The sequence below is a fragment of the Pseudomonas sp. PB105 genome, from assembly GCF_009764655.1.
Lineage (GTDB): Bacteria > Pseudomonadota > Gammaproteobacteria > Pseudomonadales > Pseudomonadaceae > Aquipseudomonas > Aquipseudomonas cyclaminis.
The window spans coordinates 36626-61145 of the sequence record NZ_RWIO01000066.1; the positions used below are offsets into that span (position 1 = coordinate 36626).

Annotated in this window: 19 protein-coding genes, 4 tRNA genes and 1 riboswitch; of the genes, 15 read left to right on the plus strand and 8 right to left on the minus strand. The window is 60.9% G+C overall.

All coding sequences use genetic code 11. The features are described 5' to 3' along the window. Window positions 1-88: 88 nt before the first annotated feature. From EJD88_RS17545 to EJD88_RS17560, 4 genes are all read right to left on the minus strand, one after another. Window positions 89-853 (minus strand): ABC transporter ATP-binding protein, encoded by a 765-nt coding sequence (locus tag EJD88_RS17545; protein WP_099586268.1) that lies wholly within the window; start codon window positions 851-853, stop codon window positions 89-91. Then, complete coding sequence (locus EJD88_RS17550) at window positions 850-1866, minus strand: iron ABC transporter permease (RefSeq protein WP_099586267.1); 1017 nt, start codon at window positions 1864-1866, stop codon at window positions 850-852. Before EJD88_RS17550 ends, EJD88_RS17545 begins: the two co-directional genes overlap by 4 nt. After that, window positions 1863-2873, minus strand: coding sequence for an ABC transporter substrate-binding protein (locus EJD88_RS17555; RefSeq protein WP_099586266.1), 1011 nt, complete (start codon window positions 2871-2873; stop codon window positions 1863-1865). The genes EJD88_RS17550 and EJD88_RS17555 overlap by 4 nt, the downstream gene beginning before the upstream one ends. Window positions 2874-2987: 114 nt before the next feature. Further along, window positions 2988-3182: riboswitch (cobalamin riboswitch) on the minus strand. 37 nt (window positions 3183-3219) lie between these two features. Further along, window positions 3220-4149 (minus strand): DNA/RNA non-specific endonuclease, encoded by a 930-nt coding sequence (locus EJD88_RS17560; RefSeq protein WP_112196262.1) that lies wholly within the window; start codon window positions 4147-4149, stop codon window positions 3220-3222. A gap of 133 nt (window positions 4150-4282) precedes the next feature. On the opposite strand from EJD88_RS17560, the gene EJD88_RS17565 reads away from it, so the two are divergent. Further along, the gene (locus tag EJD88_RS17565; RefSeq protein ID WP_158878603.1) at window positions 4283-5347 is read left to right on the plus strand and encodes a M4 family metallopeptidase; all 1065 of its coding nucleotides are present in this window, start codon (window positions 4283-4285) and stop codon (window positions 5345-5347) included. 28 nt (window positions 5348-5375) lie between these two features. After that, window positions 5376-5681, plus strand: coding sequence for a protealysin inhibitor emfourin (locus EJD88_RS17570; RefSeq protein ID WP_158878604.1), 306 nt, complete (start codon window positions 5376-5378; stop codon window positions 5679-5681). 11 nt (window positions 5682-5692) lie between these two features. Here the strand turns inward: EJD88_RS17570 and EJD88_RS17575 are convergent, their stop codons facing one another. Continuing rightward, window positions 5693-7075 carry an aldehyde dehydrogenase family protein gene (locus tag EJD88_RS17575; RefSeq protein ID WP_158878605.1) on the minus strand — a complete coding sequence of 461 codons (1383 nt, stop codon included), beginning with the start codon at window positions 7073-7075 and terminating at the stop codon, window positions 5693-5695. 104 nt (window positions 7076-7179) lie between these two features. Here EJD88_RS17575 and EJD88_RS17580 point away from each other — a divergent pair, with 104 nt between their 5' ends. After that, a complete protein-coding gene (locus tag EJD88_RS17580; RefSeq protein WP_099586389.1) occupies window positions 7180-8058 on the plus strand; it encodes a LysR family transcriptional regulator in 879 nt (292 codons plus the stop codon). A 39-nt stretch (window positions 8059-8097) separates the two neighbouring features. Here EJD88_RS17580 and EJD88_RS17585 read toward each other — a convergent pair whose 3' ends face one another. Both EJD88_RS17585 and EJD88_RS17590 read right to left on the minus strand, forming a co-directional pair. Then, complete coding sequence (locus EJD88_RS17585; protein WP_158878606.1) at window positions 8098-8307, minus strand: hypothetical protein; 210 nt, start codon at window positions 8305-8307, stop codon at window positions 8098-8100. A gap of 101 nt (window positions 8308-8408) precedes the next feature. Continuing rightward, a complete protein-coding gene (locus EJD88_RS17590; protein ID WP_158878607.1) occupies window positions 8409-9605 on the minus strand; it encodes an amino acid aminotransferase in 1197 nt (398 codons plus the stop codon). 342 nt (window positions 9606-9947) lie between these two features. Here EJD88_RS17590 and uvrB point away from each other — a divergent pair, with 342 nt between their 5' ends. From uvrB to EJD88_RS17650, 12 genes are all read left to right on the plus strand, one after another. Further along, window positions 9948-11963: an excinuclease ABC subunit UvrB gene (uvrB, locus tag EJD88_RS17595; protein WP_099586259.1), complete on the plus strand. Its 2016-nt coding sequence runs from the start codon at window positions 9948-9950 to the stop codon at window positions 11961-11963. 186 nt (window positions 11964-12149) lie between these two features. Beyond that, entirely contained in the window at window positions 12150-13631 is a 1482-nt protein-coding gene (gene gltX / locus EJD88_RS17600; protein WP_099586258.1) for a glutamate--tRNA ligase, read from the plus strand. Window positions 13632-13778: 147 nt separating this feature from the next. Beyond that, a tRNA-Ala gene (locus EJD88_RS17605) sits at window positions 13779-13854 on the plus strand. 78 nt (window positions 13855-13932) lie between these two features. Beyond that, window positions 13933-14008, plus strand: a tRNA-Glu gene (locus EJD88_RS17610). 50 nt (window positions 14009-14058) lie between these two features. Continuing rightward, window positions 14059-14134, plus strand: a tRNA-Ala gene (locus EJD88_RS17615). Window positions 14135-14213: 79 nt separating this feature from the next. Further along, window positions 14214-14289: transfer RNA gene (locus EJD88_RS17620), tRNA-Glu, on the plus strand. A 183-nt stretch (window positions 14290-14472) separates the two neighbouring features. Then, window positions 14473-15012, plus strand: coding sequence for a TetR/AcrR family transcriptional regulator (locus EJD88_RS17625; RefSeq protein WP_099584017.1), 540 nt, complete (start codon window positions 14473-14475; stop codon window positions 15010-15012). A gap of 16 nt (window positions 15013-15028) precedes the next feature. Beyond that, complete coding sequence (locus tag EJD88_RS17630; protein ID WP_158878608.1) at window positions 15029-15862, plus strand: alpha/beta hydrolase; 834 nt, start codon at window positions 15029-15031, stop codon at window positions 15860-15862. 40 nt (window positions 15863-15902) lie between these two features. Continuing rightward, a complete protein-coding gene (locus EJD88_RS17635; RefSeq protein ID WP_158878609.1) occupies window positions 15903-16337 on the plus strand; it encodes a thioesterase family protein in 435 nt (144 codons plus the stop codon). A gap of 55 nt (window positions 16338-16392) precedes the next feature. Then, on the plus strand, window positions 16393-17352 hold the full coding sequence (locus EJD88_RS17640) for a tRNA-dihydrouridine synthase (protein ID WP_099584014.1): 960 nt from the start codon (window positions 16393-16395) through the stop codon (window positions 17350-17352). Window positions 17353-18838: 1486 nt separating this feature from the next. Next, a complete protein-coding gene (locus EJD88_RS27255; RefSeq protein WP_256673633.1) occupies window positions 18839-19798 on the plus strand; it encodes a CsgG/HfaB family protein in 960 nt (319 codons plus the stop codon). A 114-nt stretch (window positions 19799-19912) separates the two neighbouring features. Further along, window positions 19913-21196 (plus strand): hypothetical protein, encoded by a 1284-nt coding sequence (locus EJD88_RS17650; RefSeq protein ID WP_158878610.1) that lies wholly within the window; start codon window positions 19913-19915, stop codon window positions 21194-21196. A gap of 3 nt (window positions 21197-21199) precedes the next feature. On the opposite strand, the gene EJD88_RS17655 is transcribed toward EJD88_RS17650, so the two are convergent. Then, window positions 21200-24478, minus strand: a complete 3279-nt coding sequence (locus EJD88_RS17655) for an EAL domain-containing protein (RefSeq protein WP_158878611.1) — start codon at window positions 24476-24478, stop codon at window positions 21200-21202. Window positions 24479-24520 lie beyond the last annotated feature (42 nt).

Genomic DNA, 24520 nt, shown 5'->3' on the forward strand with positions numbered 1-24520 from the left:
AAAAGCACTCACATGTCACAAAGAACTCATGTGCCACAGCAGGCCAAGGTGTCACAAAGGACTCATCAGCCACAACCACCCTAGTGACTCAGTTGGAGCGCAACCGCAAGATCTGCGCCCCATCAAACGGGTCGGTCAGGTAGTGTCCTTGCACCCCAAACGTGTCCTGCAAGCGTTGCGGCGTCAGTACCTGCAGCGGTGTGCCCAACGCCACCAAACACCCGCGATCCAGCACGGCCAAGCGATCACAGGTCAGCGCCTGGTTAAGATCATGCAGCGCAATCAATGTCGTCACCGGCAACCCCTGCACGCCCTTCAGGATCGCCAGTTGATGCTGGATATCCAAGTGATTGGTCGGCTCATCCAGCAACAGGATCTGCGGCCGTTGCGCCAGGGCGCGGGCGATGTGCACGCGCTGGCGTTCGCCGCCGGAGAGGCTGCGCCAGGCGCGTTGGCTCAGGTGGGTGGCGTCGACGTCGTGCAGGGCCTGGACGACGATGGCGTTGTCGTCGCTGGACCACGGGCTCAGCGCCGACAGCCACGGCGTGCGGCCCAGCGCCACGGCGTCGAACACGCGGATGGCATCGTCGGTGTCGGCTTGTTGCTCCACCACGGCCAACTGCTGCGCAATGGCGCGGCGCGAAAGGTCGCCCAGCCGCTCGCCGCCCAGCCGCACCTCACCTGACGCCGGTGTGCACAAGCCCGCCAGCAGTTTGAGCAAGGTGGATTTACCGGAGCCGTTCGGGCCGACAATCCCCAACGTCTCGCCCAACTGCACCTCCAGATGAATGTCACGCAGCAACTCGGCGTCGCGCACCTTGAAACCCAGGCCGGTGCAACTGAGTACGCTCATCGCGCATTCCTCCGGCCGATCAGGATCAACGCAAACACCGGCGCGCCGACCAAGGCGGTGACCACGCCCACCGGAATCACCTGGCCTTTGATCAAGGTGCGCGACAGCACATCCGCCGCAATCAAAAACAGTGCGCCGCCCAAGGCGCTGGCCGGCAGCAAACGCGAGTGCCCAGTGCCGAGCAGCAGGCGTACCGCGTGGGGGATCACCAGGCCGACAAAACCGATGGAGCCGACAATCGACACCATCACCGCCGTCACCAGCGCCGCGCAGCCCACCAGCACAAATTGCACGCGGCGTACCGGAATGCCAAGGGACGCCGCCGAGTCGCTGCCAAAGGTGAACGCATCCAGCGCACGCCGATGCCACAGGCACACCGCCAAGCCGGCCACTGCCACCGGCACCGCCAGCCACACCGACGGCCAGCGCACGCCGCTGAGGTTGCCCAGCAGCCAGAACATGATGCCGCGGGCCTGCTCGGAACTGGCCGACTTGGTGATCAGGAATGCGGTGAGCGCATTGAACAGCTGCGAACCGGCGATGCCTGCAAGGATGATCTGGCCGGTGCCGCTCATGGAGCTGCTGGCCCGCGCCAGCAGGATCACCAGGGCAAACGCCGCCATGGCGCCGACAAACGCGCCGGCCGACAGCGAAATCAACCCGCCGCCCACGCCCATCAGCGCGACCAATACCGCGCCGGTCGATGCGCCGGCGCTGATGCCCAGCAAGTAAGGGTCAGCCAGCGGGTTGCGCAGCAACGACTGCAAGATCACCCCGCAGGTGGCCAGCCCCGCACCGCACGCGGCGGCGACCAGGGCGCGGGTCAGGCGGTAGTTCCACACCACGCCTTCGTCGATGGGGTCGAGCAGGTAGCCGGCGTTCCACAGTTTGTTGGCGAGCACTTGCAGCACCACTTGCGGCTCGATGGCGGTTTCGCCGATGGCCACGCCGGCGAGTACGGCGATCAATAGCAGCGTCAGGGCGAGCAGGGTGCGGATCACGCTTTTATTCATTTGTGCAGGTCGTAGCCGTCGATGGCGCCAGCCAGTTGTTCAAGGCCATCGAACGTGCGGATGCTGGCCTGCAGCGCCAGGGCGTCGAGGATGATGATGCGGTTGTTTTTCACCGCGTCCATGTTGCGCGTGACCGGGTCGCTGCGCAGGAAGGCGAGTTTCTTTTCATGGTCGTCGGCGGGGTAGCGGCGGCGGTCCATGCGGGCGATCACCAGGAAGGTCGGGTTGGCCTTGGCGATGGTTTCCCAGCCGACGGCGGGCCACTCTTCATCGGACTGCACCACGTTGTGCAGGCCGAGGGTTTCGAGCATGAATTCGGGGACGCCCTTGTGGCCGGCCACATACGGGTCGCTGGCCATCTCGGAGCTGGAGAACCACACCAGCGCGCTGGCGTGCTTGAGGCCCTTGCTCTGCACGGTGGCGACGGACTTGGCCAGGCGCGCCTTGAGGTCATCGTTGAGCTGTTGGCCGCGCGCCTGTACGTCGAAAATCTCGGCCAGCTGGCTGATGCTTTTGTAGATGGTTTCGATGCGGAACGGCTCCAGCCGCGTGCCGTCGGCGCCCACCAGGTTGTCCTTGCCTTCGCAGTCGGAGGGCAGCAGGTAGGTCGGGATCTTCAGTTCATGGAATTGCTCGCGGGTGCCCACCACACCTTGCGGGCCGACCACCCATTCCAGCTCGGCAGCCACCAGTTGCGGGCGCTTGGCGATCACAGCTTCGAAGCTCGGCTCGTTGTTGGCCAGGCGTTCGATCTTGTCGTTCTGCGCCTGGTACTGGGGCAGCACACGGTTGAACCACAGCGAGGTGCCGACCACTTTATCGCCGACGCCCAAGGCATACAGCATTTCGGTGGCGGCCTGGCCGATGGTCACGCTGCGCGCAGGAGCTTGCGGGAAGGTCACGGCATTGCCGCAGTTTTCGACCGTCAGCGGGTAGTGAGTGGGCGCCGCTTGGGCCAGGGCACAGAAACCCAGGCCGGTGATCAGGGCAATAACGCGTGGCAGCATCGGGCGATCTCCGTGTGAACCGTAGTTGAAACAGGGGCAGTACGGCTCGGAAATACGCCCTCGAACGCTGCCGGTCGGGCAGGCAAGGATGTCCGTCCCGGACACCCCGCCGGTTAGTGATTGTGCTGGGCCGGCAGGTCTCCTGACTGATGCGTCGTCGCCACGCTCCGACCTTCCCGGACGAGGTCCAGTGGCGTTAAGGAGCAGGCTCGGCACCTACAGTTGCGGGGGCAGTTTCGATTGGCGCCGCGGGCGGCGTTTCGAATTCCCTATTAGTCCCGTGGGGGAACCGGCGGCGGTATGGTAGTTGATTCAGCCTCGCAGAGGGAGGCTGAAGTTCAGTGGCTCACAGACGAATGTCTTGGGGGCCCTGGATCAGCGCTTCAATTCGCGTGCCGGTGGCGCGCTCTTCGTTGCTGAACCCGTCGTAGTCGGCCAGGTTGCCGAAACGGATGCCGGTCAATTGCTCGATCTGGATCACGCTGCGCTGGTAGGTCCGCAGTTGGCCAAATACCAGCTCAAGCTGACCCAATTCGCGGCTTTGGTCGATCATGTAGGCACTGGCCGACGGCTTGCCGTCGTCGCTGAGGTAGGCGACCACTTTCCAGAACGCCTTGGGGATTTTGACGCCCCGGTACACGCGGTCATCGTCGCCGAACACCGGCCCGGTAAACACCGTGGCCCGCGCTTTCCAGCGTTGCGTGTTGTCGAGGATATAGTCTTCAAGCTCCAGCCAGGTCTTCTGGTTAAAGCCGCTCATCTGCGGAGAGCAATTGGTGAAATGGAACGTATCGAGGTTGGCGGTTTTTGCCTCGTCGCCCCAATTGGGATCCTGGCGCCGCACCAAGTGGCCGCGATCCAGGCCATTGCCGGCGTAGAGGTCTTCGCCTATCTGGGCGTCGGTGGGCAGGCGGCCGTCGTAGGCCCAGGTGTCGTTGCTGCGCACGATATCCACGTGTTTTCCGCCGTCGATATTGACGCCCACGTAGAGTGCCAGTCGTCGGGCGCGTGACATCGTGATGGAGAAATGCGTGTAGTCCAGGCGCTTTGGCTGCGCGTCAGGCGCCAGTGCCTGCGCCACGGTGGGCCAGGGCACCTCGAAGCTACCGAGGAAATCGTCGGCGTACCCCTGGCGGTTTTTCAGGTCTTTGGCCGGGGTGACACGCGGCGTCGCGGCCCGGGCTTCCAACAGGGTTGGGCTGGCCGCGAGCAGCGGCCGCAGGTCGGCGAGCCGGGGGCGATAGGTCAGGTCGGCGTTGGCTTTACGTGCTGGCATCGGGCGGTCCTCACGGGGGTTGGATCAACATGACTGCAACATAGGTTGATGACAATTGATGTCGAGTCAAGCCATGGCGGCTATCCTGAAAACGGTCGTCCAGACGCTCACCCCTCGCAAAAGGAGCCAGCCAATGTGTGTTCGCCAGCCTCATCGCAATCCGATTTTTTGCCTGATCCCGCCGTACATGCTCGACCAGATCGCGCGCCACGGTGATAAAGCCCAGCGCGACGTCGCGTTGCGTACGCGGGCCAAGGACAGCACGTTCCGTTCGCTGCGCATGGTCGCGGTGCCCGCCAAGGGCCCCGCGCATATGGCCCTGGCCATCGGCGCCGAAAAACGCCGCTCGATCTACAGTGCCGAAGGCTCCGACAGCCTGCCTGGCAAGCTGATCCGCGCTGAAGGCCAGCCTGCCAGTGGTGATGCCGCAGTGGACGAAGCCTATGATGGGTTGGGCGCCACCTTCGACTTTTTCGACCAGGTGTTCGACCGCAACTCCATCGACGATGCCGGGATGGCGCTGGACGCCACCGTTCATTTTGGCCAGGACTACAACAATGCGTTCTGGAATTCGACGCAGATGGTGTTCGGGGACGGTGATGCGCAGTTGTTCAACCGCTTCACCGTGGCCCTGGACGTGATCGGCCATGAACTGGCCCACGGCGTGACTGAGGATGAGGCCAAGTTGATGTACTTCAATCAATCCGGTGCGTTGAACGAGTCGCTGTCGGATGTGTTCGGCTCACTCATCAAGCAGTACGCGTTGCAGCAAAAGGCCGAGGACGCCGACTGGCTGATCGGCAAAGGGTTGTTCACCAAGAAAATCAAAGGCACTGCCTTGCGCTCGATGAAGGCACCGGGCACCGCGTTTGATGACAAGCTGCTGGGCAAGGACCCGCAGCCGGGGCATATGGATGATTTTGTGCAAACCTATGACGACAATGGCGGCGTACATATCAATTCCGGGATTCCCAACCATGCGTTCTATCAGGTGGCGACGAAGATCGGCGGGTTTGCCTGGGAGCGGGCAGGGCGCATCTGGTATGACGCCCTGCGCGATGCACGGTTGCGGCCGAACTCGGGGTTCCTGCGTTTTGCGCGCATCACCTACGACGTCGCCGGTCGTTTGTACGGGGCGAACAAGGATGAGCAGAAGGCCGTCAAGGCAGGCTGGAAAGCCGTGGGCATCAACGTCTGACAAGCCGCCAGGGCGGTGAGGAACAGCCATGCGAATTTCGATCAAGGAAAACGGCGGCCCGGCATTTTTTCCGGGCTTGTCGAAACCGAACAGCGTGGAGCTGGAGAAGCTGCCCGAGCCGCAACAGCAGGAGTTGCGGCAACTGATCGAAGCTTCAGACTTCTTCAAGTTGCCGCAAAGCACGGCGCCTGAGCCTGGCAAACCGGGCCAGGTGCATTACACCCTGACGGTAAGCGAGGGTGAGCGCGAGCACACAGTGTGTGTGCTCGCGCCGGTGAAGTCCCAGGCCCTGGATGGGTTGGTGCAGTGCGTGCGGCGGCATGTTCGCTGTTGAACCCCAAGGGGTTACTTGCGGTCCAGCCATACCGTCTGCGCGTTGCAGAACTCGCGCACACCAAAGTGCGACAGCTCGCGGCCGAATCCACTTTTCTTCACGCCACCAAACGCCACCCGTGGGTCGGAGACGCTGAAGGCGTTGACAAAGATCCCGCCGGTTTCCAGTTGATTGGCGATGTCCCGCGCCTTCGCCGCGTCAGTGGTGAAGATGCTCGCGGTAAGGCCGAACTCGCTGTCGTTGGCCAGGGCCACGGCGTGGTCGGCGTCGCGGGCGGTGATGATCGAGGCTACCGGGCCGAACAGCTCCTGTTTGAACGAGGTCATCTGGTCGGTGACGTTGGCCAAAACGGTCGGCGCGTAGTAGTTGCCGTTGCCTGCGACTTTATCGCCGCCCAGCAGCAGGGTCGCGCCTTCTTCCAGGGTGGCCTGGACCTGGCCGTGCAGCTCGTCGCGCAGGTCGAAACGGGCCATTGGGCCGATGTAGGTGGCCGCTGACGTCGGGTCGCCCATGACCAGGGCGCGGCTGGCTTCGACGAATTTGGTGGTAAAAGCTTCAACCACGCCTTCTTCGATGATCAGGCGCTTGGCGGCGGCGCAGACCTGGCCGCTGTTCTGGAAGCGGCCGATCAGCGAGGCCTGTACGGCGGCATCGAGGTCGGCGTCATTGAGCACGATGAACGGGTCGGAGCCACCCAGTTCCAGCACGCATTTTTTCAGCGCGGCACCAGCCTGAGAGCCGATGGCGATACCGGCGCGCACGCTGCCGGTGAGGGTCACCGCGGCGATGCGTGGGTCGGCGATGGCCTTGGACACGCCTTCGGTGGTGACGTTGATCACTTCGAACAGGCCTTCAGCGAAGCCGGCTTTCTGAAAGGCTTGCTGGATCAGGTAGGCGCTGCCCATCACGTTTGGCGCGTGTTTGAGCACGTAGGTGTTGCCGGCCAGCATGGTCGGCACGGCGCCGCGCAGCACTTGCCACACTGGGAAGTTCCACGGCATCACCGCGAGGATCGGGCCCAGCGGGCGGTATTCGATGTGGGCGGTGCCGTTGTCGACGAGGGTCGGCTCCGGGGCGAGCATAGCCGGGCCTTGGGCCGCGTACCATTCGCTCAGTTGCGCGCATTTTTCCACTTCGGCACGGGCCTGGGCGATGGGTTTGCCCATTTCCAGGGTGATCATCTGCGCCATGGCTTCGGCTTGCTCGCGCAGGGCAGCGGCCAGGGCCAGCAGCAACTCGGCGCGCTGGCTGACCGGCTGGCGGCGCCAGGTGCGGAAGGCGATGGTGGCGCGGTCCAGGGCGGCGTCCAGTTGCGCTGTGGTTTCGTACGGGTAGCTGCCGACGGTTTCGCCGTTGGCGGGGTTGATCGATAAAGCGTGGGTAGTCGCGTTCATGGCACCGTCCTGCGTGTACGTTGGAATGGAGGTCAGCGTACGGGGCTGGCTCTTTTCTGGAAACTGAATAATATTAAGCAATACATTCACGAATGGAGAATGACTTGGACCTGGTGCAGCTGGAAATCTTCAAGGCCGTTGCCGAGCAAGGCAGCATCAGCGCCGCCGCGCAGTTGATTCATCGCGTGCCGTCGAACCTGACCACGCGGATCAAGCAGCTGGAGCAGGATCTTGGCGTGGAGCTGTTTATCCGCGAGAAGAGCCGCCTGCGGCTGTCACCGGCCGGTTGGAACTTCCTCGGTTATGCCCGGCGCATCCTCGACCTGGTGCAAGAGGCCCGTGCGACCGTGGCGGGGGAAGAGCCCCAGGGCGCGTTTGCCCTTGGCTCGCTGGAGAGCACGGCGGCGGTACGTATCCCGGCGTTGCTCGCGGCGTACAACCAGAAACACACCAAGGTCGAGCTGGACCTGAGCACCGGCCCGTCGGGCACCATGATCGAAGGCGTGCTGTCGGGGCGCCTGGCCGCCGCCTTTGTCGACGGGCCGGTGCTGCATTCGACCCTGGAAGGCGTGGCGGTATTTGAAGAGGAGATGGTAGTGATCGCGCCCCTGCACCACGCACCGATCACCCGAGGGCAGGACGTGAATGGCGAGAACATCTATACGTTTCGCTCGAACTGCTCGTATCGCCATCACTTCGAACGCTGGTTTTCACAGGATGGCGCGGTGCCAGGCAAGATCTTCGAGATCGAGTCCTACCACGGCATGCTCGCCTGCGTCAGCGCCGGGGCCGGGCTGGCGCTGATGCCGCGCAGCATGCTGGAAAGCATGCCGGGGTTTGCGGCGGTGAGTGTGTGGCCGTTGATGGACAGTTTTCGCCTGCTGAATACGTGGTTGATCTGGCGGCGGGGGACGGTGTCACAGAGTTTGAGCAGCTTTGTGAAGTTGTTGGAGGAACGCAATCTGGAAGCGTCGGTGTCTTAATGTGGGAGGGGGCTTGCCCCCTCCCACATTGACCCGGTTTCAGCCGCCGAACTGGAAGGTGCCCATGGCCAGTTTTGCCATTATTGCTGTCGCGCCCAACTGCACCAGCCACAACGCCAATCCACCCAGGAACACCCCCAGTGCCACTTGCAGCACCAGGCTTTTCTGGCGCTTGGGTTGCTGGGCGCGGGGTGCGTAGTCATGCAGTTCGTCGCGGTCGGCGCGCAGGTCCAGGTCATCGTTTCGCATAGGGCTCTCACAGCAAAGGGGCGGTCGGGGTTCAGTCTAGTGGCTTGGCCAACAAAAAGGGGGAAGCCATTGGCTTCCCCCTTTGTATGGCGCTGGCCGGGTTATAGAACCTGAACAATCGCTTTTGTTACCTCACCAATGTTCGACTGGTTCAGCGCCGCCACACAGATACGCCCGGTATCCAGCGCGTAGATGCCAAACTCGCTGCGCAGACGGGTGACTTGCTCAACGGTCAGGCCGGAGTAGGAGAACATCCCACGCTGGCGGCCGACGAAGCTGAAGTCGTGGCCCGGTGCAGCCTTGGCCAGTTCGGCGACCATCTGCTCGCGCATGCCGCGGATGCGCAGGCGCATTTCGGCCAGTTCGGCTTCCCACTGGGCGCGCAGCTCAGGGCTGTTGAGCACAGCGGCCACAATCGCGGCGCCGTGGGTCGGCGGGTTGGAGTAGTTGGTGCGGATCACGCGCTTGACCTGGGACAGGATGCGCGCGCTTTCTTCCTTGGAATCACCAACGATGGACAGCGCGCCCACACGTTCGCCGTACAGCGAGAACGACTTGGAGAACGAGCTGGAGACAAAGAAGGTCAGGCCCGATTCCGCGAACAGGCGCACCGCAGCGGCGTCTTCGTGGATGCCGTCGCCGAAGCCCTGGTAGGCCATGTCGAGGAACGGCACCAGGTTCTTGGCCTTGACCACGTCCAGCACGTTCTGCCAGTCGGCCGGGCTCAGGTCGACGCCGGTCGGGTTGTGGCAGCAGGCGTGCAGCACCACGATGGACTGCGGCGGCAGGGCGTTGAGGTCTTCGAGCAGGCCGGCGCGGTTTACGTCGTGGGTGGCGGCGTCGTAGTAACGGTAGTTCTGCACCGGGAAACCGGCGGTTTCGAACAGGGCGCGGTGGTTTTCCCAGCTCGGGTCGCTGATGGCGACGACGGCGTCTGGCAGCAGTTGCTTGAGGAAGTCAGCGCCGATCTTCAGGGCGCCGGTGCCACCCACGGCCTGGACGGTCACGACACGACCGGCTTCGAGCAATGGCGAATCGTTACCGAACAGCAGGGTTTGCACGGCCTTGTCGTAGGCGGCAATGCCGTCGATCGGCAAGTAGCCACGGGCGGCGTGTTGCGCCACGCGAATGGCTTCCGCTTCGGCAACGGCACGCAAGAGTGGAATCTTCCCCTCCTCGTTGCAGTAAACGCCTACGCCAAGGTTGACCTTGGTGGTTCGTGTGTCGGCGTTGAATGCTTCGTTGAGGCCCAGGATAGGATCGCGTGGTGCCATTTCGACAGCGGAGAACAGGCTCATTTTGCGGCAGCTCTATGGGGGAAAGGAGGGACGTGTCGCGCTCCAGCCGAATGCACTAGAGCGGTGCACAAACGGGGAGCTAGTATAGAGGCCATCACGGCTGAGGGCGACAACCGAAACGGCTTTTCGGCCAAGTTTTTCGGTTTATTTGCTGACCGTTAGTCTTATTGCAACATTGATCCTGGACGGCAGATAGGACGATTGCCTTGAAACCCGTCACATTCGCCACCACTTGTATGGCTATCATGGTTTTTTCCTACCGCTCGCTCTGAATATTCGCGAGGGGTGGTCTATTTCGTCCTCGGCGGGTTTACAGTCCGGGGTGACTTCAAGAGGTACGTTATGTCGGATTTCCAACTAGTCACCCGCTTTGAACCCGCCGGCGATCAGCCGGAAGCCATTCGCCAGATGGTCGAAGGCATCGAGGCCGGCCTGGCGCACCAGACGTTGCTCGGGGTGACCGGTTCAGGCAAGACGTTCAGCATCGCCAACGTGATCGCGCAGATCAACCGCCCAACGCTGGTGCTGGCGCCCAACAAGACCCTGGCTGCGCAGCTTTACGGCGAATTCAAGGCGTTCTTCCCGAATAACGCAGTCGAATACTTCGTTTCCTACTACGACTACTACCAGCCCGAAGCCTATGTGCCGTCCTCCGATACCTTTATCGAGAAGGATGCGTCGATCAACGACCACATCGAGCAGATGCGGCTGTCGGCGACCAAGGCGCTGTTGGAGCGCAAGGACGCGATCATCGTCACCACCGTGTCGTGCATCTATGGCCTGGGCAGCCCCGAAGCCTATTTGAAGATGGTGCTGCACGTGGACCGTGGCGACAAACTCGACCAGCGCGAGTTGCTGCGTCGCCTGACGAGCCTGCAGTACACCCGCAACGACATGGATTTTGCCCGCGCCACTTTCCGGGTGCGCGGCGATGTGATCGACATCTACCCGGCTGAGTCCGACCTGGAAGCGATCCGCATCGAGTTGTTCGACGATGAAGTCGAGAGCCTGTCGGCTTTCGACCCGTTGACCGGCGAGGTGATCCGCAAGCTGCCGCGCTTCACCTTCTATCCGAAAAGCCACTACGTGACCCCGCGTGAAACCCTGATGGGCGCCATCGAGGGCATCAAGGTGGAGTTGGCCGAGCGTCTGGAATACCTGCGCGCCAACAACAAGCTGGTGGAAGCCCAGCGCCTGGAGCAGCGCACGCGCTTTGACCTGGAGATGATCCTGGAGCTGGGCTACTGCAACGGCATCGAAAACTACTCGCGCTACCTTTCGGGCCGTGATTCCGGCGCGCCGCCACCGACGCTCTACGACTACCTGCCTGATGACGCGCTGCTGGTGATCGACGAATCCCACGTCAGCGTGCCGCAAGTGGGCGCGATGTATAAGGGCGACCGCTCGCGTAAAGAAACCTTGGTGGAGTACGGCTTTCGCCTGCCGTCGGCGCTGGATAACCGGCCGATGCGTTTCGATGAATGGGAGGCCATCAGCCCGCAGACCATCTTTGTCTCGGCCACGCCGGGCAACTACGAGGCCGAGCATGCCGGCCGCGTGATCGAGCAGTTGGTGCGCCCGACGGGTCTGGTGGACCCGGAAATCGAAATCCGCCCGGCGCTGACCCAGGTGGATGACCTGCTGTCCGAGATCACTAAGCGCGTCGCGCTGGAAGAGCGGGTGCTGGTCACCACGCTGACCAAGCGCATGTCCGAAGACTTGACCGACTACCTGGCCGACCACGGCGTGCGCGTGCGCTACTTGCACTCGGACATCGACACCGTGGAGCGCGTGGAGATCATCCGCGACCTGCGCCTGGGTGTGTTTGATGTGTTGGTGGGGATCAACCTGCTGCGCGAAGGCTTGGACATGCCGGAAGTGTCGCTGGTGGCGATCCTCGATGCCGACAAGGAAGGCTTTCTGCGTTCCGAGCGCTCGCTGATCCAGACCATCGGCCGGGCGGCGCGTAACCTCAATGGCCGGGCGATTCTCTACGCGGACCGCATCACCGGCTCCATGGAGCGTGCGATTGGCGAGACCCAGCGTCGTCGCGACAAGCAGATCGCGTTCAACCTGGAGCACGGTATTACGCCTAAAGGTGTGTTCAAGGATGTCGCCGACATCATGGAAGGCGCCGTGGTGCCCGGCTCGCGCAGCAAGAAGCGCAAGGGCATGGCCAAGGCCGCCGAGGAAAGCGCCAAGTACGAGAACGAACTGCGCTCGCCGAGTGAGATCACCAAGCGGATCCGCCAGTTGGAAGAGAAGATGTACCAGTTGGCGCGGGACCTGGAGTTTGAGGCTGCGGCGCAGACTCGGGATGAGATTGGCAAGTTGCGTGAGCGGTTGCTGGCTGTCTGATCTGCGGTGGCTGGACTGGCCTCATCGGGGGCAAGCCCCCTCCCACTTTTGACGGTGTCCACAAGTCAAGGTGTGGGAGGGGGCTTGCCCCCGATGGCCGCGCCTCGGTTTTCCAGAAATCACCCAGGCTGTTACCATTCGCCCCTTGTTTCAATTTTTAGTTTTATCGCCCATTCGAGACCTGCCATGACCACCGTCCGCACGCGCATCGCGCCATCGCCTACTGGGGATCCCCACGTCGGCACTGCCTACATCGCCTTGTTCAACTACTGCTTTGCCAAGCAGCACGGTGGTGAATTCATCCTGCGGATCGAGGACACCGACCAACTGCGCTCCACCCGCGAGTCGGAACAGCAGATTTTCGATGCCTTGCGCTGGCTGGGCATCACATGGGCAGAAGGCCCGGACGTTGGCGGCCCGCACGGCCCGTATCGCCAGAGCGAGCGCAGCGACATCTACAAGCAGTACACCCAGCAACTGGTCGATATGGGACATGCGTTCCCGTGCTTCTGCACCGCCGAAGAACTGGACCAGATGCGCGCCGAACAACAGGCCCGTGGCGAAACCCCGCGCTACGACGGCCGCGCGCTGCTGCTGTCCAAGGAGGAAGTGGCCCAGCGCCTGGCTGCCGGCGAGCCGCACGTTATCCGCATGAAAGTGCCGAGCGAAGGCGTGTGCGTGGTGCCGGACATGCTGCGCGGTGACGTCGAGATCCCGTGGGACCGCATGGACATGCAGGTGCTGATGAAGACCGACGGCTTGCCGACGTACTTCCTGGCCAACGTGGTCGACGACCACCTGATGGGCATCACCCACGTACTGCGTGGCGAAGAGTGGCTGCCGTCGGCGCCGAAACTGATCCTGCTCTACGAATACTTCGGTTGGGAACAGCCGCAGTTGTGCTACATGCCGCTGCTGCGTAACCCGGACAAGAGCAAACTGTCCAAGCGCAAGAACCCGACTTCGGTGACCTTCTACGAGCGCATGGGCTTCATGCCCGAAGCGATGCTCAACTACCTGGGCCGCATGGGCTGGTCGATGCCGGACGAGCGCGAGAAATTCTCGTTGCAGGAAATGGTCGACAACTTCGACCTGTCGCGCGTGTCTCTGGGCGGTCCGATTTTCGATGTCGAGAAGTTGTCGTGGCTCAACGGCCAGTGGTTGCGCGATCTGCCGGTGGAAGAGTTCGCCAGCCGTCTGCAGCAGTGGGCGTTGAACCCTGAGTACATGATGAAGATCGCGCCACTGGTGCAGGGCAGGGTGGAGACGTTCAGCCAGGTCGCCCCGTTGGCCAGCTTCTTCTTTGCCGGAGGCGTGAACCCGGATGCCAAGCTGTTCGAGTCCAAAAAGCTCTCGGGCGACCAGGTTCGCCAGTTGATGCAGTTGATCCTGTGGAAACTCGAAAGCCTGCGCCAGTGGGAGAAGGACGCGATCACCGCGACGATCCAGGCGGTGGTGGAATCCCTGGAGTTGAAGTTGCGTGACGCCATGCCGCTGATGTTTGCTGCGATTACCGGGCAGGCCAGTTCGGTGTCGGTGCTGGATGCGATGGAAATTCTCGGTCCGGACCTCACTCGTTTCCGTCTGCGCCAAGCCCTTGATTTGCTTGGTGGTGTGTCGAAGAAAGAAAACAAAGAGTGGGAAAAGCTGCTGGGCGCTATCGCGTAAGCAGGCCGTTGCAGCGACGAAACCCCGGTTTTCCGGGGTTTCGTCGGTAAGTGATTGTTATCCCGGCAAAAAACTTTGGAAAATGTTGAAAATAAATTTGACACACTTCCAAACCGCCATTAAGATTCGCCCCGTCCTCACCGATGAGGGGCTATAGCTCAGCTGGGAGAGCGCTTGCATGGCATGCAAGAGGTCAACGGTTCGATCCCGTTTAGCTCCACCAATTTACAGGTTCAAGGTCTGGCCACACCGTCCTTGAATCGATCAGAACTCAGCTCTGATCAGTTGTACAGAAGGTTTTGTCCCCTTCGTCTAGTGGCCTAGGACACCGCCCTTTCACGGCGGTAACAGGGGTTCGAGTCCCCTAGGGGACGCCAGTTTCAACAAGCAGCTCGAAAGGTCTGCTGCGCCGCGAGGCGAAAAATCCGGGGCTATAGCTCAGCTGGGAGAGCGCTTGCATGGCATGCAAGAGGTCAACGGTTCGATCCCGTTTAGCTCCACCAATTTACAGGTTCAAGGTCTGGCCACACCGTCCTTGAATCGATCAGTTCTCAGCGCTGATCAGTTGTACAGAAGGTTTGTGTCCCCTTCGTCTAGTGGCCTAGGACACCGCCCTTTCACGGCGGTAACAGGGGTTCGAGTCCCCTAGGGGACGCCACGATTACCCGCTCTGCGGGATTTTTAAGGGTCATTCAATTATTGAATGGCCCTTTTGTTTGTCTGGCGTTTGGCCAATTCTCCCTTCACTTCCTTTCTTCCTGTTCTGACCAGTGGTCGTGACTGTCGCTTGCTAAATATTATTATGGTAATAATATTCAACCCATGAGAGTCGGAGGCTTTGATGAACGATAAAAAAGCGCAAACCCGCGAACGCATTCTGCAGGCCGCCAGCGCGGCGTTGATCCAGCGCGGCCCGGCCGAGCCGAGTGTCGGTGAAGTCATGGGCGCGGCTGGGCTGACCGTTGGTGGTTTCTACGCGCACTTTGAAAGCAAGGATGCGCTGATGCTGGAGGCGTTCAGCCAATTGCTGGCGCAGCGTCGCGCTTCAATCGACGATATGGACACCCAGCTCACCGGCGAGGAGCGTCGTACGCTGGTGGCGGCCTTTTATCTGTCGCGCAAGCACCGCGATTCAACCTCCCAGGCATGCCCGTTGCCTGCAACGGTGGGCGAGATGGGCCGTCTGCCGGACGCCTTTCGCGAGGTATTGAACGAGCACGTCGAGTTGATGGCTGCGCAGTTGGCCGGCAGCCCGGAAGACACTGACAAGGCCCTGGCGGACATGGCCTTGATGGTCGGCGGGCTGACCTTAGCGCGGGCGCTCGGGCCGGGCGAGTTGTCGGATCGTGTGATACGCGCTGCCAAGTCGGCTGTGCGATAGGAAGAGGGCTCGCAGAATGGGCGCGTTAACCTGGATTCGTCGTTTCAACGGCACGCTGGGGCATGTGGCACCGCACACGGTGGCCAACAAGATGCGTCGCGCCTTCATGACCCCGCGCAAGCTGCCGCCCCGTGACTGGGAATTACCGCTGCTGGCGCAATCGGAGCGCATCACCTTGCGCTTTGGCTTGTCGGCCCTGCGCTGGGGGCAAGGTCCTGCCGTTTTGTTGATGCACGGCTGGGAAGGCCGTCCAACCCAGTTCGCCAGTCTGATCACGGCCTTGGTCGACAACGGCTACTGCGTGATAGCCCTGGATGGACCTGCCCATGGCCGCTCACCAGGGCGTGAAGCCCATGTGCTGTTGTTCGCTCGCGCCATGCTGGAGGCGGCTGCCGAGTTGCCGCCGCTGCATGCGGTGGTTGGTCATTCCATGGGCGGCGCCAGTGCGATGCTGGCGGTGCAGTTGGGGTTGCGTACCCAGGCGCTGGTGAGCATTGCCGCCCCGTCGCGCTTCTTGGATGCGCTGCGTGGTTTTACCCGGATGGTCGGTTTGCCGGCGCGGGCACGTTCGGCGTTTACCCAGGAGGTGGAGATGACGTTCGGCATGCCGCTCAAGTACTTGGATGTGGCCCATTACCAGATGAATATCCCCGGCCTGATCGTGCACGCCGAAGACGACACCTTCGTCCCCGTCAAAGCCTCTCAAGCCATTCACGACGCCTGGTTCGACAGTCGTCTGCTGCGCCTGGAACAAGGCGGCCACCAGAAAGTACTGGCCGATCCTCGCGTGATCGAGGCCGTGTTGACGCTGTTGGCCGGCTGCTGTCTACAGGAGCGGCAAAGCGCCTGATACACTGCCCCCGCCGACATTAATCGACTGGGAGCACCGCATGGGCTGGGATTTGGCAACGCCGTTTATCATTGATCTGCAGGTTGCGCCTGAAGACATCGACGGCCTGGGGCACGCCAATAACGCGGTATACGTGTCTTGGCTGGAGCGTTGCGCCTGGCGCCACTCCCAACGACTGGGGCTGGACCTGACCGAGTATCGCCGCCTGGATCGCGCGATGGCAGTGGTGCGCCACGAGATCGATTACCTGGCGGCCGGTTACGAAGGCGACGAGCTGCAACTGGCCACGTGGATTGTCGACTGGGACCAGCGCCTGAAGATGACCCGCCGCTTTCAACTGGTCCGCCCGCGTGACGGTGCAACCCTGCTGCGCGCGCAAACCACCTTCGTTTGCATCGAACTGTCCACGGGCAAGCCTAAGCGCATGCCCGCCGAGTTTCTCAATGGCTATGGCCCCGCCCTGACAGCGGGTTAACGGTTGCCGTAGGAAACCCAGTAAACTGCGCCACGATTTTTGTTGAGTGTTTCCCATGCAAATTGCTTTGGCGCCCATGGAGGGGTTGGTCGACAACATCCTGCGGGACGTGTTGACCCGCGTGGGCGGTATTGACTGGTGCGTGACCGAATTCATCCGCGTCAACGACCGCCTGCTCACCCCGGCCTATTTCCACAAGCTTGCTCCTGAGTTGCTGCACGGTGCCCACACCGCGGCGGGGGTGCCCTTGCGCGTGCAGCTGCTCGGCTCCGATCCTGTGTGCCTGGCGGAAAACGCCGCCCTGGCCTGCGAGCTGGGTTCACAAGTGATCGACCTGAATTTCGGCTGTCCGGCCAAGACTGTCAACAAGTCCCGAGGCGGTGCCGTGCTGCTCAAGGAGCCGGAGTTGCTCAACCAGATCGTCGAGCACGTTCGCCGAGCAGTTCCCGCGCATATCCCGGTGACCGCCAAGATGCGCCTGGGCTTCGATAGCCCCGACGGCGCGCTGGTGTGCGCCACGGCCCTGGCCGAAGGCGGTGCGGCGCATATCGTGGTGCATGCGCGGACCAAGACCGATGGCTACAAGCCGCCAGCTCATTGGGAATGGATCCCGCGTGTGCAGGACGTGGTCAAGGTGCCCGTGTTTGCCAATGGCGATATCTGGAGTGTCGAAGACTGGCGCCGATGCCGCGAGATCAGCGGCGTAGAAGACATCATGCTCGGTCGTGGCCTGGTGGCGCGCCCTGACCTGGCGCGGCAGATTGCGGCTGCGCGGGCGGGCGAGGAAGTCGTGCAAATGACGTGGGTGGAGATGCAGCCCATGCTCCGCGAGTTCTGGACCCAGTCGGTAGCGCAGCTCACCGAGAAGCAGGCGCCCGGCCGTTTGAAGCAATGGTTGGCGATGCTGACACGCAATTATCCGGAGGCGGTGGAGCTTTTTACCGCCCTGCGTCGCGAGACCGATCTGGAGCAGGTCAGCCGTTTGCTCGGCATGCCTCATCCCGGTCGTCACTGAGTCATGTTGTAACGCTTGGGGGTGAGTCGGAGGGTGCTTCAAGCGCCGAGCCCTCTGTTGGGTGTTGCAAAAAAATGCTCCGTATCGAAAGAGGCGGGGCATTTTGCGTTTATGGGGGGCAGAGCGGATTTTTATTGGGGGTTCTACCTGTTTCTTTCTTGGATTACATAAACAGATAAGGGGCTGTTTTTAGTTTGCAGAATAATTGTTTATGTAAATTTAATTATCTTCTGACATTTTATTAATATTAAGTACGTTGTCGGTTCGGACGGTTATCACTTCGTGCGCGAAATATCACAATCGGCCGCTTTACGCCGTGTGGATTTATGTCGCTGAGTTGCCTGGCGGACTGTTTATTAGCGTGTGTGTCAATAGGTTGTGCATGCGAACCGCTTAATTCAGGGGCTTTGTGCGAAGGTCATGAGGCAAATTCCGAAAGTTTGGTTTGATTTCTTTATATGAGTCGCGATTTTTGGAACCCAATGGCGCTGCTGCCCACGAATATATCGGCAGCAAAGTAGTGCTGTTGTTCTAAGTCCATAAATCCATCGCCATCCCGGTCGTTAAAAGTGTCGGGTTGTGCTGAGTAAGGAACTTACTTATGTCTCTATCGATTAATAACTCGCCTTTCGCCAAAGTTGGCACAACGCTCTTGGAGCAGTCCTCCTCTGTGACGCCTAAAATAGGCGTGAACCCGTCTCCGGGTACTTCCAATAACAATACGAGTCCCACGCTCCTACGCCACGACAATTCGCGAGCGCCACAGGGTGAGGCCATGCTGACCTCCGCGGCGTTCGCAAAGTTGTTCGACATGCTGGATATGGTGTTCAGGGCAATGCGCGAAATGCTGTCCGGCAGAGCCATGAACGCTGACCTGTCCCCTGACAAGACAAAGCTGCCAGGGAGCAAACCTGAGGCTCGCGAGCAGCCTGTAAAGCCGGATGTGGGCAAACAGCCGGTAAGGCCGGGCACACCTGGGTTACCAGTGAATCCGCAGCCAGCTGACCCCCGCACAGTTCGGCTTGATGGCCGTAAACCGGATTCGTTGCAAGTCATGCCGGCAACGCCAAAACCAGAGGTTTCCGTCACCAACGATGCCAAGGCTAACGTGCAGGTAAACGTTAGTCTCAGTCATTGTCATTGCCCTGATACGAAAGGGCGGCACACAGTTGACGTATTTCCCAGGCCTGACGCAATCCCCACGCCCAAGGCACAAGTGCTACCAACTTTGAAATCTGAGGTTACGCCACAGCCGACCCCGTCTGTTACTCCGGATATCAAGCCCACACCGCGACCGGCTACACCTGTCCCGGATTTAACCAGCCCGGGTCCTGCTGATAATCGATTTGATCCAAGAGACTGGCGATTCAGTCCCCGACCCAAGCTTAAGTCCTGACGTTAATTTCCCTGGTTAAACTTTTTGGCTGAGGCATGTACTTCTTCGGAATGCAAGGTCTGGAGAAGTGCGTGCTCTAGGAGAACAAAAATGTCCTTTTGCTCAATTATAAATGTTGCGTACGTCGTTGATGTAAGACAGTTCGGTCCCGTTGACGACTTGGGTGTCAGTAATGATAAAAGTTATCAGCCGGAGCCTCTTGAGGGTATTGCAAGTCCAAGTTCTCATGCCGCACCTGCCACACACAAGAGCGATGCAGGTGTAGGTGACCCTTCAGAAGTCTTGGCCACACTGACTGCTCTTTTTAGCTCTTTTTTCACGCAATTAATCAACTTGATTTCAGGTAATAAGGTCAAAACAGTTCCTGATACACCTACTCCGGCCCCACTGCCACGCCCGCAAGTCGCCCCAAGGGTAGTCCCCGAACCCGTGGCGCCAAGGCCCGCTGAGAATATTCCTGGCCTGTCAAACAAACGAAACGGCGCCAAGCCGGACAATATCTGGAGCGGGTTTCGCCAGGGGCCCGATGGCAACTGTGTGACGGTATCGGCCATCAAGGCCGCCATGTATCGGTTTGGGCAAAGTCCCACGGATATTTTCAGGCAGGTAGCCAAGGTCACTGACGGTTATCGAGTTGTCATGCGTGATGGCTTTCAACTCACCCTGACAGACCGCGAACTGATCGAAGGTGCACGCGGTTCGCGCTTTGTCGGAGGCGATCAAGGGATGCTCAAGGATGCGCAGTTCCTTTTTGCCGTGAGTGCCAAGCGCGCACAAATGGAGAATAACGATCGCACGGCGGGCAGGAGTTATCAGGCGGCGGTGCGTAGCTTGAATGACGGTGAGGATGAGTCCGGACCCGGTGAGGGGTTCCTGCGACTGGGGCTGAGGCAGCACATGAAGAGGGTGTCTGTACGCGAACTTGCTGCTGGGCAATTGGGCATGTGTAACCGCACCGGGCATTCGGTGGCAGTTATCAATGGTCGCGAAGAACTATGGGGACGACAAGGGAGGGCGCCCACCCAGGGGCACGCTGTTGCCCTGGTTTGATCTTGAGTGCGTCGATGTGGTCAGGGCCTCAGGCGTCGGTTCAGCCTAGGCTGCTCCGTGTAGCCCTGGCCGCATGAGCGACAGACAATTCTTTGAGTGTCAGGAATCCCGAAAATGAATATTTCAATGGCTGATCAGCCGGTTTTTCCGGTTGATATGGGGCATGAGGCGTTTGCACCTGTTGCTGCGGCGCGCAGCGAGGGACCGCCTGCGGATATTGCCCCGGCGTTCAACGCGACTGAGCGACGGTTTGGCGAGAACTTTGATAGCAGCACGCATGCCGCAGTCATCAAATTGATGATGATGACGTTCGGTCGCCACCCTGCTGCCATGTTCAGTGAGTTGATTCGCGCCGGTGACGGCTATCACGTCACCATGAAGGATGAATTCAAGGTTCACCTGTCTGCCAGCGAGTTGGCGCAGGCGTCGAAGGCTTCGCGATTTCAGGGGGCGGATTCCGGCGCCGTAAAGGACGCCAACTTTGTGTTTGCGGCCTTTGTGAAACGCAAGCAACTGGAAGGGGGTTACTCGACGTTCGAGGTCGCTCTGGCAAAGACACTCGAAGGGGAGACGACCCAGCGGTGCCTGCAGGGCATGGGGGTTTTCGGGCTTTCTCAGTTTGTGTCGTCGGCTGACATGGCGGCCAAGGGCGTGATCGGAGTCATGGGGACCCATAACCACGGCTCCGCCTTGGTCGTGGAGGGGGTCAAACATAATTACGGTGAACGGCAGTCGGTCGATGGGGGGTATGGCTACGTGTTGTTCAACGATAAATCTGCGCCCCGCAGCGACGCCAGGACGGTGTCTCATGTGGCCACCGACGCGGCGCCTGAGCAAATCTGGAGTGGCTTTTATCAAGGCGCGCAAGGCAATTGCGTCACCGTGTCGGCGATCAAGGCAGCCATTATCCGGTTCGCGCAGGACCCCGTGGGGATCTATAAGCACATCCAGGTCACGCCGGACGGCTTTGAGGTGACGATGCGGGATTCTTTCCCGCTTAAGTTGACCCATGCTGAGCTGCGCCAGGCCACGGCGGCCTCGAACTTCTATGGCAGTGATCCCCAGTTGCTCAGTTACGCCAACTTTCTCTACGCGGTCAGTGCCAAGCGCGCGCAGATAGAGAACAACGACTTTCGGGCTCGCGAGAGTTATGAGGTGGCGCTGCAGACCCTCAATGACGGCGAATACCCCGGCGAGGCACTTCGCCGGCTGGGTCTGTTTGGTTACATCCGTGAAAGCACGGTAAAAGAGCTGGCTGACGGCGCGATCGGCACCCTGGCGGACAGTGCCCATTCGGTTGCAGTGATCAATGGCGCGCTTGATGACTATGGGCGAAAACTGGCCCTGGCTTCCTCTCGCTGGATGTCTGCGGGGATGCGGGCATTGAAGCTGGCCTGAGGGTTACTCCAGCAGCCGTCTGAACCCCTCGATCGGCAACGGACGGCTGTGCAAATACCCCTGGAACAAATGGCAGCCCAGTTTTTGCAGGAACGCCAGTTGCTCCGGGGTTTCCACACCCTCGGCAATCACCTCCAGATTCAAACTGCGAGCCATCGCCACGATGGCGCGAATGATTTCGGCATCGTTGGGGTCGTGGGTTGCGTCGCGCACGAACGATTGATCGATTTTCAGCGCATCCACTGGCAAGCGCTTAAGGTAGGTCAGAGATGAGTAGCCGGTACCAAAGTCATCCATCGCAAAGCTCACGCCGAGCTTTTTCAGGCGGCGCATCTTGTTCACGGTGTCGTCCAGGTTCTGGATCACGATGCCTTCGGTGATTTCCAGTTTCAGCAGGCTATAGGGCAACGAGTGCTGCTTGAGGCTGTGCTCTACCCGCTCCACGAAGTCGTTCTGACGAAACTGCCGAGGGCTGATGTTTACGCACAGGCTGAAGTTCAGCGGGTCGACCTTGCCGTCTTTGATCAATTGTTCGAAAGCGGCACAGGCTTCATCGAGGATCCAGGTGCCCACTTCAAGGATCAGGCCGCTGTCTTCTAGCACCTTGATAAATTCCGACGGTGACTGCGCGCCCAATTGTGGGTGCTGCCAGCGCACCAGTGCCTCTGCGCCAACGATTTTGTTGCCGCGCGCATCCACCTGGGGTTGGTAATGCACACTGAACTCGCCACGCGCCAGGGCCAGGCGCAGGTCGGTTTCCATGCGCAGGCGTTCGCTGGCGGTTTTTTGCATGCTGTTGTGGAACATCTGCGTGGTATTGCGCCCTGAATCCTTGGCGCGGTACAGGGCAATGTCGGCGCGCTTGAGCAGATCCGCCGGGGTGGTGCCGTGATCGGGAATCAACGCCACACCAATGCTCGGCGTGACCTGCAGGCGGTGCCCGTCCAGGAACATCGGCTCCGAAAGCAACTCGCGCAGGGTGTCGGCCAACGCCTGCACCTGTTTGCTGACCTCCATGCGCGAGCCATTCAGGCCGCTGAGCAGTACCACGAATTCATCACCACCCAGGCGTGCCACGGTGTCCTCCATGCGCACGCTGGCTTCCAGGCGCGCGGTGACGATTTTCAGCACGGTATCGCCCACCGGGTGACCAAGGGAGTCGTTGATGTGCTTGAAGTGGTCAAGGTCCAGGAACAGCAGCGCGCCGCGTAAATTATGGCGCTTGAGCAGGGCGATCTGCTGGCTCAGGCGATCCATCAGCAGCGCCCGGTTGGGCAGGTTGGTCAGCGGGTCGTGGTAGGCCAGGTGGCGGATCTGCGCCTGTGCGTTTTTCAGCAGGCTCACATCCCGCGCGGTCAGCAGCAGGCACGGAGTCTCGTTCAGGGTGATGGGCTCAACGGAGACTTCCACTGCCAGCACGTCGCCGCGTTTGTTGTGCCAGAGCATTTCCAGGTGGGTGATACGGCCCTTGATCTGCAACTCGGCCAATAGCGCCGAGCGTTGGTTTTCGTCGGCCCAGATGCCGATCTGATACAACGTCAGGCCGATGGCGTCTTCAGCGCGGTAGCCGGTGAGGCGGCAGAAGCCGTCGTTGACCTCCACATAGCGGCCGGTGTCGCGCTCGGTGATGGAAATTGCGTCAGGACTGGAATGGAAGGCCTTGGCGAATTTTTCCTCGCTGGCCTTCAGCGCGGCTTCAGAGCGTTGTTGCTGGGTGATATCGCGCAAGGTGGTGACAATGCACGGTTGATCGCCGACCTTGATCAAGCGGCTGGAAATCATACAGGTCAGGCTCTGGCCATTCTTGTGATGCACCACCACGGCCACGTTGCTCAACGCCTGCTCGCGAATCACCCGTTCGATACGCTCCAGACGCTGGCTGGGATCGTCCCACAGGCCGATCTGGTCGGCGCTCTTGTCGATGACCTCGGCGGCGGTCCAGCCAAAGGTCTGGGTAAAGGCCGGGTTGATCTCGATAAACGCGCCGCTGTCCATGCCGGTGACGCAAATCGGGTCGGGGCTGGCCTGGAACAGGCTGGCGAATTTCTCTTCGGAGGCGCTCAGGCGTTGCTCGCGCTCGACCTGGTCGGTGATGTCGAGCAACGTCCCGGCCATGCGCAGCGGCGCGCCTTGCTCGTTGCGGTACAGGCGCGCACGGCTTTCCAGGTAGCGTGAGCTGCCGTCTTCCATGGGCACTCGATAGGTCAATTGGTAGTTGCCGGCCGGCCCTTCTCGCAGGGTGCGGTAGGCGCTGCGCATATTGTCCCGTTCCTCATCGGGCATGCCTTCGAAAAAAGCATCGAAGGATTCGTGGAACGGTTCGAACGGCAGGCCGTGCAGTTGGGCGGCGCGTGCCGAGCCGTAGAGCATGCCGCTGGGAATGTGCCAGTCCCAAGTGCCCAGTTGCGCCGAGTCCAGCGCCAGGTCGAGGCGTTCCTGGCTGTCCTTGAGTGCCTGTTCGGCATTCTTGCGTTCGGTGGTGTCGAGGAAAGTGCTGATCAGGTACGCCTCACCCTCCAACTCGATTTTTTGCGCGCTGAGGGTGCCATCGTGGACCTGGCCGTTGCTGGCGCAAAACTGCACCTCCATGCTGATGGGCTCGCCCTTGCGCTGGGTCGCCTTGATCAGTTCAGCGCGCTGCTCCGGATCGCACCACAGGCCCAGGTCCAGGGTGGTGCGGCCGATGGCGTCGCCCAGAGGCCAGCCGAAGAGCATCTCGAAATACTGGTTGGCTTCGCTGATCAGGCCGTCGGCCTGACGGGTCAGCAGCACCATGTTCGGGCACAGGTGGAACAGCGTGGCGAAGCGTTTTTCGGAGTGGCCCAGGGCGTTCTCACGTTCGCGCTGGTGGGTGATCTCGCGGATCACCCCGATCATGCGGCGTCGACCGGCTTTGTCCGGCTGCAGGCTGCCGTTGATTTCCAGCCAGTGAAAGCTACCGTCGGGCCATTGGATGCGGTGATGCATGGCCTGCTCGAACGGCTCGCCGGCCAATACGGCGTGAAAAGCCCGTACCACGCGGGCGCGATCCGATTGGGCGAGCAGGTCGAGGTAATCCAGATCCTTGGGCAACGGTTGGCGCGGGTCAAACCCAAACAGCGCCTGGGTGCCGCGTGACCAACTGATTCGTCCGGTGTCGATTTCCCAGCACCATGCGCCCAGGCGGGCCGCATTGAGGGCGGCCAGCAGTTGTGGGGCGCTGTCCCAACTCTCTTCCGCCGCCTGGGGATCGAGGGCGTAAATGCGGGGCAGGGGTGGCACGGAATCGACGGGGTTGCGCATTATCATCGGGCCTTGATTCGATGGGCAAACAGCACGGTTTTA